Below are 13510 nucleotides of genomic sequence, written 5' to 3' on the forward strand. Positions count from 1 at the left end.
AGAAAGATAAAGAGTTATGAATATTAGGTTTATAAAAATATGAACCATATCATTCACTCTTTCATAAAGCATGGGAGGTAGAAACAATGAATCCACTTATTTTTAAAGAAGAGTGTCCATTAGACCTAATTGCAGTTGGACGTTTATGCGTTGATTTAAATGCCAATGAAACACAACGTCCTATGGAAGAAACCAGAACATTTACTAAGTATGTGGGGGGATCTCCTGCAAATATCGCGATTGGTGCGGCACGTCTTGGTTTACAAACAGGGTTTATCGGTAAAGTGTCCGATGATCAAATGGGCCGCTTTATTACAGGGTACCTAAAGGATAACAATATTAATACAGATCATATATGTATTGATCGCACTGGTGCAGTGACAGGTCTAGCTTTTACAGAAATTAAAAGCCCTGAAGATTGCAGTATTTTAATGTACCGCGACAATGTCGCAGATTTAAATCTTGATCCAACAGAAGTATCTGAGGACTATATTAAACAATCAAAAGCTCTCTTAATTTCAGGAACAGCTTTAGCGAAAAGTCCTTCTCGTGAGGCGGTATTTTTAGCGCTAGAATATGCGCGTAAGCATGATGTAGTCGTATTTTTTGATGTGGATTACCGCCCTTATACATGGCAGTCAGAAGCTGAAACGGCTGTGTATTATAATCTAGCGGCAGAAAAATCTGATGTCATTATTGGAACGCGTGAAGAATTCGATATGATGGAAAAACTATTAAACTACGAACAATCTAATGATCAAGTTACGGCTGAAAGATGGTTTTCTCATCATGCAAAAATCGTCGTAATTAAGCATGGCGGGGATGGTTCAATCGCTTATACGAGAGACGGCCAATCGCACCGCGGCGGTATCTTTAAAACAAAGGTATTAAAGACGTTTGGCGCTGGCGACTCGTATGCATCTGCGTTTATTTATGGCTTAATGCAAGGGCTTGAAATTCCTCAGGCAATGCGATTAGGTGGTGCTTCTGCTTCCATTGTTATTTCTAAACATAGCTGTTCGGATGCAATGCCAACAAGGGCAGAGATTTCTGCATTTATGGAAACGGCTGAGGAAATTGTATAGAAACATCATAAATGAGTAATCAAGTAAGTGCGTATCTTATATACGCTTCTACATTACATAAAAGGGAGAGAATGAATATGACAGTACAAACAGCACAAATTGTAAAAAACTACATTGGCGGCGAATGGGTAGAATCTATTTCAACTAAGATGGAAGCGGTATACAATCCAGCAACAGGGGAAGTAATCGCCCAGGTACCACTTTCAACAAAAGTAGATGTTGAACAAGCTGTAATAGCAGCAAATGAAGCTTTCAAATCTTGGTCTAAAACAGCGGTGCCAAAACGTGCTCGTATTCTATTTAAATATCAACAATTATTAGTAGATAACTGGGAAGAGTTGGCGAAACTTATTACGATTGAAAACGGAAAAAGCTATAACGAAGCTTATGGTGAAGTTCTTCGTGGTATTGAGTGCGTGGAGTTTGCTGCAGGTGCTCCTACATTAATGATGGGAAAACAGCTTCCTGATATTGCGACAGGTATAGAATCTGGTATGTATCGTTACCCAATTGGTGTTATAGGCGGAATTACACCTTTTAATTTCCCAATGATGGTTCCATGCTGGATGTTCCCACTTGCAATTGCTTGCGGTAATACATTTGTGTTAAAACCTTCAGAGCGCACACCACTTCTAGCAGCAAAATTAGCAGAATTAGCTGCAGAAGCAGGCTTACCAAAAGGTGTATTAAATATCGTAAATGGCGCTCACGATGTAGTAAACGGTCTTCTTGAACACAAGTTAGTGAAGGCAATTTCATTTGTAGGTTCTCAGCCAGTTGCAGAATATGTATACAAAAAAGGAACAGAAAACTTAAAACGAGTGCAAGCATTAGCGGGTGCGAAAAACCATTCTATTGTATTAAATGATGCGAATCTTGAACTAGCAACAAAGCAAATTATTAGTGCTGCGTTCGGTTCAGCTGGTGAACGCTGTATGGCTGCTTCTGTTGTAACAGTAGAAGAAGAAATTGCAGATCAATTAGTTGGAAGACTCGTAGAAGAAGCAAATAAAATTGTGATTGGTAATGGTCTTGATGAAGATGTATTCTTAGGACCAGTTATTCGTGATAACCATAAAGAGCGTACAATTGGATACATCGATTCAGGTGTAGAACAGGGCGCTACATTAGTTCGTGATGGACGTGAAGATACAGCTGTAAAAGGAGCTGGTTACTTCGTGGGCCCAACAATTTTTGACTATGTTACAAAAGAAATGAAAATCTGGCAAGATGAGATTTTTGCTCCTGTTTTATCCATTGTTCGTGTGAAATCATTAGATGAAGCGATTGGAATTGCGAATGAGTCTCGCTTTGCAAATGGAGCTTGCATCTATACAGATAGCGGGGCAAGTGTACGTCAATTCCGTGAAACAATTGAATCAGGCATGTTAGGTGTGAATGTTGGGGTACCAGCGCCAATGGCATTCTTCCCGTTCTCTGGCTGGAAAGACTCTTTCTATGGTGATCTTCATGCGAATGGTACTGACGGCGTTGAGTTTTATACAAGAAAGAAAATGCTTACATCTCGTTGGGAAAAGTAATCATTAAGAGAGAAGTAGAATCTCCTAGTTGCTTGTAAGCGAAAGTAACAGAAGTAGTAAAACATAAGAAGGAAGTATTAGGAGTCTATCAAATTCCTGATACTCCTTTTTCATATGCAGAATGACTGATAGAGATAGAAAGGAGCAAACAATATGCAAACTGTTAGAATGACAACGGCGCAAGCTTTGGTGAAATTTTTGAATCAGCAATACGTAGAGTTTGATGGAAAGCAACAAAAGTTTATTAAGGGGATCTTTACGATTTTTGGTCATGGAAATGTAGTTGGCCTAGGTCAAGCATTAGAAGAAGACGCAGGGGAATTAGAAGTATATCAAGGGAGAAATGAACAAGGAATGGCAAATGCTGCGATGGCTTTTGCAAAACAAAAACATAGAAAACAAATTATGGCATGTACTTCTTCTGTTGGTCCTGGATCAGCAAATATGATTACCTCTGCTGCAACAGCTTCTGCAAATAATATTCCCGTCTTACTACTTCCAGGTGATGTATTTGCAACGAGGCAACCTGATCCTGTTCTTCAACAAATTGAACAAACGCATGACTTATCTATTTCTACGAATGATGCCTTTCGTGCGGTAAGTAAGTATTGGGACCGGGTGAATCGTCCTGAACAATTGATGACAGCTATGATTCAAGCCATGCGTGTTTTAACGAATCCGGCAGATACAGGAGCTGTAACAATTTGTTTACCACAAGATGTCCAAGGGGAAGCGTGGGATTTTCCAAGTTACTTCTTCCAAAAGCGTGTTCATCGTATTGAACGTCGTCTACCTACAAAAGCCAGTTTAGCGGATGCGGTGGAAATGATTAAGAGAAAGAAAAAGCCAGTTATGATTTGCGGTGGTGGTGTAAGGTACGCAGAAGCGGCAGAGGAACTGAAACAGTTTGCTGAAGCATTCCGCATTCCATTTGGAGAAACGCAAGCTGGGAAAAGTGCGATAGAAAGTAATCATCCATATAATCTTGGCGGTATTGGGGTAACTGGAAATTTAGCAGCTAATACAATTGCAAAGGAAGCGGATCTTGTTATTGGAATCGGAACAAGATTTACTGATTTTACAACGGCATCTAAACAATTGTTTCAGAATGAAGAGGTTGAGTTTTTAAACATTAACATTTCAGAATTCCATGCGAATAAGCTTGATGCATTAAAGGTTATAGCAGATGCAAAAGAAGTACTTCTTGCTCTAATAGATGAACTGCAAGCAATTGAGTATCAATCTAGTTACACAGTAGAAATTGATGATGCAAAAGAGGCTTGGGAAACAGAATTAGCACGTTTACATAATGTTCGCTTTACAGATCAAGATTTTAAACCAGAAGTTGAAGGTCATTTCGATGAGAATTTAAATGAATATGTGGACACACTTGGTACAGAATTAACACAGACTGCGGTCATTGGACAAATCAATATATTACTTGATGAAGATGCAATTATCGTTGGTGCGGCAGGAAGTCTTCCGGGTGATTTACAAAGAATGTGGGCAGCAAATAAACCTAATACCTATCACATGGAGTATGGTTACTCTTGCATGGGTTATGAGGTTGCCGGCGCACTGGGTGCAAAGCTAGCTGAACCATCGAAGGAAGTATATGCAATGGTAGGGGATGGCAGTTACCAAATGCTTCATTCTGAGCTTGTCACAAGTCTTCAAGAAAACAAAAAAATTAACGTCTTATTGTTTGATAACTCCGGATTTGGCTGCATTAATAACTTACAAATGGGCAACGGAATGGGGAGCTTTGGAACAGAGTTTCGCTACCGAAACCAGCAAACTCGTAAATTAGACGGGGCTATTATGAAAATTGATTTTGCAGCTAGCGCGGCTGGATATGGCGTAAAAACGTATCGTGTTACATCGATAGAACAATTACAGGAAGCGCTTATAGATGCGAAAAAACAAACAGTTTCTACATTGATTGATATTAAAGTATTACCAAAAACAATGACAAATGGATACGATTCATGGTGGCATGTAGGTGTTGCAGAAGTATCTAATAGTCAAAGTGTACAAGCAGCGTATGAGAGTAAAGTAAGTAACTTGCAAAAGGCAAGATCTTATTAGATTAGGACATAAAGAGAGCTTTTTATCTACATGCATATTGTTTAGGAAGCTCTCTTTTTAACGAACAGATAAGAGAAGTTGGCGAAATTCTATAACATTTTACAAAAAGGAGAGACAAGGGGATGTTCAAAGAAAACACGATTAAGCTTGGGATTGCACCAATTGCTTGGACAAATGATGATATGCCGGAGCTAGGAGCAGAAAATACGTTTGAACAATGTATTAGTGAGATGGCACTAGCTGGATTTAATGGAAGTGAAGTAGGTAATAAATATCCGAGAAATACAGTTGTATTGAAAAAATCATTGGAATTACGAAAACTGGAGATTGCTAGCGCATGGTTTAGTGCGTTCTTGACAACGAAGCCGCTTGAAGAGACGGTACAAGCATTTATTAAACATAGAGATTTCTTGCATGAAATGGGTGCAAAAGTCATCGTTGTATCAGAGCAAGGACATAGTATTCAAGGTTTAATGGATGTACCGCTATTTCAAAACAAGCCCGTTTTTACAGCAGAAGAGTGGGATAAGCTTGCAGATGGGTTACATCACCTCGGTAAATTAGCTCAGGAAAAAGGGCTACATATTGTATACCATCATCATATGGGTACGGGTGTTCAAACAACGGCAGAAATTGAAAAGTTAATGGATATGACTGATCCAGAGCTAGTATCCCTGCTTTTTGATACAGGTCACCTTGTTTTTTCAGGAGAAGAGCCGCTTTATGTTTTGAAAAAATATTTACCTCGTATTAAACATGTACATTTAAAAGATATTCGCCAGGTGGTAGTAGATGCTGTAAAGGAAAATAAATTAAGTTTCCTACAGGCAGTAAAGAATGGTGCATTTACAGTTCCAGGGGATGGCGTAATAGTATTTGATGAAGTGTTTACTACCCTTGCGAACTCTGAGTATAAAGGATGGTTTGTGGTAGAAGCAGAGCAAGACCCAGCTTTAGCGAATCCTTTTGAATACGCATTAAAAGCTCGAAAATTTATACAAGAAAAAGCAGGTTTGTAATTTAAGCATTTTAAGATTATCCCTAAGTAAATGGTATGGTAATCAACATGTCTTCTTACAAAAGGGGTTAAAAGACGTGACGGTTGGTTTTACATTTAATAAATAATATTGAAATAGGGGAGTATGTAATGCCATTAGTTCAAATGAAAGATATTTTAATTAAAGCAAATCAAGAGAATTATGGGGTTGGAGCTTTTAGTGTCGCTAATATGGAAATGGTAATGGGAGCTATTCAAGCAGCTGAAGAGTTACGTTCCCCGCTCATTCTACAAATTGCGGAAGTTCGTTTGAATCATTCGCCCATTCATATGATTGGTCCTTTGATGGTAGCTGCAGCGAAAAAAGCAACTGTTCCAGTAGCAGTTCACTTTGATCACGGTATGACGTTTGAAAAAATTAAAGAGACATTAGAAATTGGTTTTAGTTCGGTTATGTTTGATGGATCTCACTATCCGTTAGAAGAGAATATCCAAAGGACAAAAGAAGTTGTGGAGCTTGCGAAACAGTACGGAGCGACAGTAGAGGCTGAGATTGGCAGAGTAGGTGGTAGTGAGGACGGATCAGAAGATATTGAAATGATGCTGACAAGTACTAAAGAAGCAAAAAGATTTGCAGAAGAAACAGATGTTGATGCGTTAGCTGTTGCGATTGGAAATGCGCACGGGATGTACAATGGAGACCCTGATTTACGATTAGACCGCTTGCAGGAGATTAATGGGATAGTCGATATTCCTTTAGTATTACATGGTGGGTCTGGCATTAGCCCAGAGGATTTCAAGCAATGTATTCAATATGGTGTTCGAAAAATTAATGTAGCAACAGCCACGTTTCAGAATGTAATTACTAGAATTAACACTGCGGCCTTAAATACTCCTTATTCAGATTACTTTACGTACCATCAAGATGTAATTGAGGCCGCGTACGAAAACGTTAAAAATCATATGCGTATATTCGGAAGTGAAAACAAAGCATAACCAGAAAAGCTTTCTTCATTAAATAATAGAAGGAACTCATAATTTAGTTAGCTGACAAAGACAGAGAATGATAGAGTAGCCATTAATTAAAAGGGGGAGAAAGCCGTGTTAGGAAAATTAGGTGAATTAAATGAAGGGTATAATGTATTAACAGAAATGAACGGTCAATGCAGTGATATGTTAATGGATATAGGCATATATAAGATGTCTAATGGAAAAGAAGAGCTGTTATTTGATAATAAGAATGAAACGGCAGTACTTTTACTAGAAGGGGCAATTCGTTTAGAGTGGGATGGAATGGAACAAGTTATTCAAAGGCAGTCTGTTTTTGAAGAAAACCCTTGGTGTTTGCATGTGGCTAAAAATGTGAAGGTTACAATTACTGCTCTTTCAGATAGTGAAGTGCTTGTTCAAAAAACAGATAATGACCAAGAATTTGCGTCCAAGTTGTATACTCCAAATGAGTGTCAAAGTGTTGTAGCTGGAGAAGGAGTATGGGAGGGAACAGCGAAGCGTGTTATTCGGACAATTTTTGACTATAACAATGCAGCATATTCTAATATGGTAGTAGGAGAAGTTATTTCTTATCCAGGGCGATGGTCCAGTTACCCACCTCATCATCATGATCAACCGGAGGTATATTATTATCGCTTTAACAAGCCACAGGGATTTGGGTGTGCGATGGTAGGTGAGGATGCTTATCGCGTTGTACATAATAGTTTTATTACAATTCCAGGTGAGTTAGACCACCCACAAGCAACGGCGCCTGGATATGCAATGTACTTTTGTTGGATGATTCGACATCTTGAGAATAACCCATGGAATGATCGTATCATGGAGGAAGACCACAAGTGGTTATTAGAACCAAATGCGAAAATTTGGCCAGAAAAAGAATAGCTGAAAATAAAGGTTCTGGATAAAAACGATGTTACTTGCAATTGTTTTTGCTCAGAACCATTACTTTTTTGTCAATGTAGGCAGGCTCTTATGTGAGGTAACGTAAGAGCCTGTTTAAATGTACTACCTTTTTTTATGTACAATAAGAAATGATATAGACAGGGAGAGAAAATCCATGTCCACTAAATTAGTAAATTTACGTATTGATTTTGCTTTTAAACAGTTATTTGGAACGAAAGGAAATGAGGAAGTTTTAAAGAAGAAAAGTAATTCTGGATAAAAAGGACTTGTTCATTTTAGTTTAGGAAAAATTAAGATTTACTTATTATTACTTTAACTATTTAAAGTGAAACCTTAAGAGAAAGTTTAGATAAAATAAAATTTCGCGTTATAACATAATAATGTAATTTTTATTTGAATAACAAAAAATCTTATAAAAAGGGTACTAGTAATTATTATGGAGCGTGGAATTTATTGAGTACTACAGGAGGGTTTCATGAGTAAAATAATAGTATTATTAAGGAGTCTAGATAAAAAACTAATTTTAATTTTATGCATGTTTTGTATTATTAGTACCGCTGCAATTTATAGTAGTCAACAAACTGGTCAGTATGGAAGCACAAACTTTGCATTGCAGCAAGGTAGGAACTATATAATTGGTTTTGTACTGTTAATATTTGTTGCAAGTATTGATTGGGATCAATGGCAAAAGTTCTCTTGGCCATTGTATATTGTTGGTTCTGTGGCAATTGTTATATTAAAAATACTACCGGAGTCAACGTTTACTCCCGTTAAATTAGGAGCAAAAAGATGGTTTCAATTTCCTGTTATCGGTCAAATTCAACCATCGGAGTTTTTCAAAATTGCACTAATTATATTTGTCGCCAATTTAGTAGTGAATCATAACGCCAAATATATGATTCGGACATATAAAACTGATTTCATATTGGTCGGAAAAATTATGTTAGTTTCAATTCCTCCTATTTCTTTAGTATACAGCCAGCCAGATACAGGTATGGTGTTCTTATACGCAGCATCTATTGCATGTATTTTATTTATGTCAGGGATTCAAAAGAAATTAATTGCATTTTGTACAGTCATCCCGGTAACTATATTATCTACATTAATATTTATATATAAAAAATATCCAGATTTTTTCTTTAAAGAATTAGTTACTAGGTTAAAACCGCACCAACAATCACGCATTATAGGTTGGTTAAATCCAGCTGAAAATGCAGATCAAGGATATCAAACGCAACAATCTCTTTTAGCTGTTGGAAGTGGTGAATTACATGGAAAAGGATTCGGTCAAGGTAGTGTATATATTCCTGAAAAACATACTGATTTTATTTTTGCTACTATCGCTGAAGAAGGTGGATTTATAATAGCAGCTATCGTTGTATTGGTCTTGTTACTTCTTATATATCGAATAACTATAATTGCTTATTCAGCAGAGAATCTGTTTGGTACATTATTATGTGCTGGGACAAGTAGTGTTTTAACACTACAAATCTTCCAAAATATTGGTATGATTGTTGGGATAATGCCGGTAAAAGGAATTGCACTACCTTTTTTATCATATGGAGGGAGTTCGCTATTTTCAAATATGATAATGATGGGGCTTATTTTATCGGTGCATAAAAATTATAAAAAATACATGTTTCAAGTTAATTAAAATTTAAAAATGTGTAGGGGTCTTTTTGAAAATTTTAATTTTTGGAAATAAAAAGAAATAAGATATAGTCTGGCTAAAAAACTAGAGGACACTAATTCATTAAAGCAGCCATAAAAGGTGTTTTAAGAATTGGTGTCCTCTTTATTTTGAAAAAGGAGATGGGGAAAACATGAGCCATGATCCTTCTTTCCGAACAGCATATGAAGCTCGAGAGAAACTACTTCTAGATGAACAAGCAAAGCTAGCGAATGCAGAACAAGAGGGTATGGAAAAAGGTATTGAGCAAGGTAAGATGCAAATGATTCGAGGGATACATGAAATTGGTGTACCGCTTGAAACTATTGCAAAAGCAAGTAAGTTAAGTCTGAAGGAAATAGAGCGTATCTTGAAGTTAAAATAAAAATATATGTGCCTACAGAACTCATGAGTAGAAAAAATTAGACGTTCATTATCATATTACGTCTAATCGTAAAGCATTGCTGAAGATTTTAGCAGTGCTTTTTCTCAATCAACTAATTATATAGAAAAGTTGAAAGAAGAACGTGAATAGTCCGAAACAAATATGTTTCGGACTAGGGGTTCAATATTTTATCCATTTATTTAACATTGTTTAAAAATTAAGAGGCGGAATTTTCTGATTTTTAAAGCGAGAAAAATGTATTACGTTAATCAATAGATACTCCACTAGAGACAATCGGTTTTGTTGGTGCTGGCGTATCTCCACCATTAAACGAAGAGTGTTGTGATACATTTAAACTAATCATGCTACATGCTAATGCACTTACTACTACCATACTTAATAACACTTTTTTTATTTTTTTCATTACTTTAACGCTCCTTTTCTCAAATGTTTCTTATCAGCATTATTACTAATATAGAAATATTTGCTCGCTTTAACATGATTATTTGCTTCGTAAAATTGGAGTGCTAAAATCTCTGCATATTCTTTTACACAATCCCACATGTCCTCTTTTTCAAAATAAGAAATTGCATCAGTAACTACTTTTTCTAGTTTAATTCTAGGTAGTTCTGTGATTAGTTCATTTAAAACTGCGAAACGATGCTTATATTCCTCATTTCCTGATTCATTTGAATACTTCATTCCTTGCTCGATATATGCTTTTGCTGTTTCAACGCCTTCTAATTTATAATATGCTCTTGCTAAGACAAATAATGCTTTAAAATGGTTCGGTATGGTATTTATAATTTCAGAACTCTGTCTAATCGCCAATGGATATAAATCTTGAATATTATATAACCAGCCTAAATTAGATCGTACTCGTAATAATAATTGTTCTTCATCATACTTCTTACAAACATCAATAACCGTATTGAGACATTCTTCCGCTCTTTCAAATTCTCTTAGATCTATACAAGCCAGTCCATATACATTGTCGCATAAAGCAATATTAATTTCATAGCCTACATGATTCCGGTATATTTCTTTGGCTTTTACTACATGTTGAATCGCTTCAAATGGTTGATAAGATTGATAACAGTAAGTTGAAAATCTATACTCAAACTCGGCTTTTTCTACTTCATCATGTATATCAATTAAAAGTTCTTTTGCCTTTTCATAGTGTGTTTTCGCTTCAGTATAATTTGCTAAAATTGTAGAGTGGATTGCCTTAAAGAAATAATAATAGTAAGCTAATAATGAAAATTCTTCTTTGATATTAGGGAGTTTTTCTATTTGATTAAAAGAATCTTTTGTAATACTCATTCCATCTACCAAGACTTTATATCTAAAATTCAGTAGGGAATAATAGAATGATACATATTGGTCTGTTTCTATTTCCTTTAAACGTTCTTTTACTTGTAGATATGTCTGTTTTGCTTCTTTTACATGGTATAAACGAATTTCTTCATACCATTCATGTAATAATTCCATCAATTGCTTATTACTTTTTTCTTGAACAGTCATAATATCCCCCATTTCTCTGTAAAGGCTTATTCTGATAATAACAGGAATTAGATAAATTAAATTTAACTACGATTTTTTTCACTAATATACAGAACATTCTGAATTATAATAATGTACATGCTTTTAAATTTGAAAAAGTATAGTTAAGACAGTACAAGTTTCGTTAATGCTTTTTTTGATTTTGATTTATTAACTGTTGTCTATTGAATACTTCTTATAAGAAGTGGCGTAGCACTATAGTAGAAAAAGAGAGAGCTAATACTGTTATGGTATTGAGAAATATATAGGGCTTATTAAGCTTCAAGGGATTCCTCGAGAATAAATAGAAGTATATCCATATCTATTTACATTGAAGAGGGAGCGTTAGTTTATGATAAGTTTTGGGATTAATTTACGCCATATTATTAGTTATACACAAGAGAGTAGGAATCTTAATAATATACGGATTTTAAGTAAGTTCGGTATAAGATTATTTGATATATATGGAGAACCATTACCTGTATCAGATGTTAATCGAGAATTAGTAACGGCATTAAAACGCCAAGACATAAATACGCAAAGATATATATTAAGTCATTTACAAGGTTAGAAAAACCGATATTATGTTGCGTTTTTCATACATATGTTCTATCCGATAAACCAAGAAGCTATCATCAAAGGTTTGTGAAATTTTATTTTCTTAAATCGATTGAATTACGTAGTAATATTTAAAAATTATTTAATTGGTTACTATAGTTTGTATCACCATGAAATGTATAAACCTCTTCTATATCAATAAAAATAGAATAAAGAATGTGTAATGAAGTACTCATCCAATTATTATGTGTATCACAATTGGATGGGTACTTTTTTACTTATTCCAAAATAGGGACAAAGCTAAATGCAATGGATAGTTATCAAAAAGCGAGTGTACAAATGTAACAAATGAAATTTCTATTCATAAGTGTGGTTCTTCTATTTAATCAAGGATGATTTAATACTTTCTTAGTTTTGGTTAAGTAAATTTATATACTTAAAGTAAAGGGGGTAATTTTTAATGAAGGGGGAGGAGAATTTGAAAATTTTCAACTCAGTTGCTCCTGCGCAAACAAAAAACGAAGATTTACCATTCGATATTTCGTGGATGACCGATTGGATTGTAGACTGGTTTGGTTCTTTGTTTAATGGTGGCAGTGATGTAATAAAAGATGGGGGAGGTAAAATAGATGGTGCAGTCCATGCGAGTGTGCCTGCATTCTTTGATGTTATTTTCCTTATACTTTCTGTAGTAATTTTAATATCATTATTAGTTTTTGGAGCTTCTTTATGGTTTAAACATATAAAGTGGAAAAAAAAATCTATATATTTTGGAGTAGGTTCATTTATTCTCATACTTTTAATAAGGATTCTACCAGTGTTAATGTTGACGACACGTTCTTTTGATTTTCAAACCTTTATGAGTAATATGGTGGGCTTAATTACTTCCATAATTTTAGGGACAGCTGTATTAATGTTTTTAATATCTCTAGCATTAGGTATGCTTTATAAGAAATTTGAACATCCCAAATATGGAAAATGGAGTTCAAGTTTGAGGTATAGTTCAATTTTTATATTTGTAATGACATTGTTAGTACCGGCCTTACTGCGTCATTTATAATCTTGTTTTATATAAGGAGAAGGAGGAATAGTGCAGGTAATTTCTATAATGTTTCTGTGCAATTATGCTAGTGCTCGTCCTCCTCTAGATTTCTGAGTTAAGTCTAATACATTAAAAAGAATTTTGTTGTATGAAGTTTTGGCAAAGGGGGAGAGGTACTAGTGACTACTTTTGTTGTAATGGTGAGTATATTCTTAATTCTGTTTGTAATTGGTCCCAAAGCGACTAAGAGAAAAGAAGAAAGAGATAGAATTGAAAAAGAACATAAAGAAAAAATGGAGGCTTTAGAGGAAGAAAAGATTGACTTAGATATTAATGGGACTAAAGTACGATTACACAAGAAGCCAAAGCTAAAGAAAAGTATATATAAAATAAAGGGTAACAGGTAATTACTCAGTTTTATCATTTTAGCCAAGAAGACTCCTTCCTCAAGTAACGCGAAGTGAGTAGGTGGGAGATGAATTGGCTTCGGACAAGGGATGGTAGGAAGCCATCTTAATTGTTCGACATACATAAACTGTTACTTCACTACCTATCGAATGTATGTTTGTTGTATAATAGACACATATCGAAATGGGGGTGAAACGAATGATAATCAATAAAGCATATAAATTTCGTATCTATCCAAATAAAGCACAAGCGACCCTAATCAATAAAACGATTGGCTGTTC

General features: G+C 35.2%; 13 protein-coding genes and 1 pseudogene. 12 read left to right on the forward strand and 2 right to left on the reverse strand.

Annotated features, from left to right (window positions below):
* Positions 1–86 precede the first annotated feature (86 nt).
* The 8 genes and pseudogenes from iolC to JDS95_RS28430 form a co-directional block, all read left to right on the forward strand.
* Positions 87–1085: a 5-dehydro-2-deoxygluconokinase gene (iolC, locus tag JDS95_RS28395; protein ID WP_001068613.1), complete on the forward strand. Its 999-nt coding sequence runs from the start codon at positions 87–89 to the stop codon at positions 1083–1085.
* A gap of 77 nt (positions 1086–1162) precedes the next feature.
* Positions 1163–2626, forward strand: coding sequence for a CoA-acylating methylmalonate-semialdehyde dehydrogenase (locus tag JDS95_RS28400; RefSeq protein ID WP_098016292.1), 1464 nt, complete (start codon positions 1163–1165; stop codon positions 2624–2626).
* Positions 2627–2779: 153 nt separating this feature from the next.
* Complete coding sequence (iolD, locus tag JDS95_RS28405; RefSeq protein ID WP_098016293.1) at positions 2780–4714, forward strand: 3D-(3,5/4)-trihydroxycyclohexane-1,2-dione acylhydrolase (decyclizing); 1935 nt, start codon at positions 2780–2782, stop codon at positions 4712–4714.
* Between the two features lie 122 nt (positions 4715–4836).
* Complete coding sequence (iolE, locus tag JDS95_RS28410; RefSeq protein WP_098016294.1) at positions 4837–5733, forward strand: myo-inosose-2 dehydratase; 897 nt, start codon at positions 4837–4839, stop codon at positions 5731–5733.
* 128 nt (positions 5734–5861) lie between these two features.
* The gene (locus JDS95_RS28415; protein ID WP_085450996.1) at positions 5862–6707 is read left to right on the forward strand and encodes a class II fructose-bisphosphate aldolase; all 846 of its coding nucleotides are present in this window, start codon (positions 5862–5864) and stop codon (positions 6705–6707) included.
* Between the two features lie 105 nt (positions 6708–6812).
* Positions 6813–7604 carry a 5-deoxy-glucuronate isomerase gene (locus JDS95_RS28420; RefSeq protein WP_098016295.1) on the forward strand — a complete coding sequence of 264 codons (792 nt, stop codon included), beginning with the start codon at positions 6813–6815 and terminating at the stop codon, positions 7602–7604.
* A 496-nt stretch (positions 7605–8100) separates the two neighbouring features.
* Positions 8101–9279 (forward strand): FtsW/RodA/SpoVE family cell cycle protein, encoded by a 1179-nt coding sequence (locus JDS95_RS28425; RefSeq protein ID WP_085450998.1) that lies wholly within the window; start codon positions 8101–8103, stop codon positions 9277–9279.
* Between the two features lie 163 nt (positions 9280–9442).
* Positions 9443–9679: pseudogene (locus tag JDS95_RS28430) on the forward strand (Rpn family recombination-promoting nuclease/putative transposase); the annotation flags it as partial.
* 265 nt (positions 9680–9944) lie between these two features.
* On the opposite strand, the gene JDS95_RS28435 reads toward JDS95_RS28430, so the two are convergent.
* Together JDS95_RS28435 and JDS95_RS28440 are read right to left on the reverse strand one after the other, a co-directional pair.
* A complete protein-coding gene (locus JDS95_RS28435; protein WP_000721406.1) occupies positions 9945–10103 on the reverse strand; it encodes a Phr family secreted Rap phosphatase inhibitor in 159 nt (52 codons plus the stop codon).
* Positions 10103–11203 (reverse strand): response regulator aspartate phosphatase, encoded by a 1101-nt coding sequence (locus JDS95_RS28440; RefSeq protein ID WP_139823552.1) that lies wholly within the window; start codon positions 11201–11203, stop codon positions 10103–10105. The genes JDS95_RS28435 and JDS95_RS28440 overlap by 1 nt, the downstream gene beginning before the upstream one ends.
* 370 nt (positions 11204–11573) lie before the next feature.
* Here JDS95_RS28440 and JDS95_RS28445 point away from each other — a divergent pair, with 370 nt between their 5' ends.
* The 4 genes from JDS95_RS28445 to JDS95_RS28460 all read left to right on the forward strand — a co-directional run.
* Positions 11574–11792 carry a hypothetical protein gene (locus tag JDS95_RS28445; protein ID WP_000622779.1) on the forward strand — a complete coding sequence of 73 codons (219 nt, stop codon included), beginning with the start codon at positions 11574–11576 and terminating at the stop codon, positions 11790–11792.
* Positions 11793–12239: 447 nt separating this feature from the next.
* The gene (locus tag JDS95_RS28450) at positions 12240–12839 is read left to right on the forward strand and encodes a hypothetical protein (protein ID WP_085451002.1); all 600 of its coding nucleotides are present in this window, start codon (positions 12240–12242) and stop codon (positions 12837–12839) included.
* Between the two features lie 161 nt (positions 12840–13000).
* Positions 13001–13228 carry a hypothetical protein gene (locus JDS95_RS28455; RefSeq protein WP_000206853.1) on the forward strand — a complete coding sequence of 76 codons (228 nt, stop codon included), beginning with the start codon at positions 13001–13003 and terminating at the stop codon, positions 13226–13228.
* A gap of 199 nt (positions 13229–13427) precedes the next feature.
* Positions 13428–13510 (forward strand): helix-turn-helix domain-containing protein (locus JDS95_RS28460; protein ID WP_199690928.1); only part of this gene is annotated, 83 nt, incomplete at its 3' end.

It is taken from the genome of Bacillus cereus group sp. N24 (assembly GCF_016483345.1).
GTDB classification, from domain to species: Bacteria; Bacillota; Bacilli; order Bacillales; family Bacillaceae_G; genus Bacillus_A; species Bacillus_A toyonensis.

Excerpts from the sequence above, each read along its gene's own strand:
- JDS95_RS28415 (WP_085450996.1), top strand. The coding sequence starts at position 5,862 with ATGCCATTAGTTCAAATGAAAGATATTTTAATTAAAGCAAATCAAGAG.
- iolC (WP_001068613.1), top strand. The coding sequence starts at position 87 with ATGAATCCACTTATTTTTAAAGAAGAGTGTCCATTAGACCTAATTGCA.
- JDS95_RS28440 (WP_139823552.1), bottom strand. The coding sequence starts at position 11,203 with ATGACTGTTCAAGAAAAAAGTAATAAGCAATTGATGGAATTATTACAT.
- JDS95_RS28450 (WP_085451002.1), top strand. The coding sequence starts at position 12,240 with ATGAAGGGGGAGGAGAATTTGAAAATTTTCAACTCAGTTGCTCCTGCG.
- JDS95_RS28445 (WP_000622779.1), top strand. The coding sequence starts at position 11,574 with ATGATAAGTTTTGGGATTAATTTACGCCATATTATTAGTTATACACAA.
- JDS95_RS28400 (WP_098016292.1), top strand. The coding sequence starts at position 1,163 with ATGACAGTACAAACAGCACAAATTGTAAAAAACTACATTGGCGGCGAA.
- JDS95_RS28425 (WP_085450998.1), top strand. The coding sequence starts at position 8,101 with ATGAGTAAAATAATAGTATTATTAAGGAGTCTAGATAAAAAACTAATT.
- iolE (WP_098016294.1), top strand. The coding sequence starts at position 4,837 with ATGTTCAAAGAAAACACGATTAAGCTTGGGATTGCACCAATTGCTTGG.
- iolD (WP_098016293.1), top strand. The coding sequence starts at position 2,780 with ATGCAAACTGTTAGAATGACAACGGCGCAAGCTTTGGTGAAATTTTTG.
- JDS95_RS28435 (WP_000721406.1), bottom strand. The coding sequence starts at position 10,103 with ATGAAAAAAATAAAAAAAGTGTTATTAAGTATGGTAGTAGTAAGTGCA.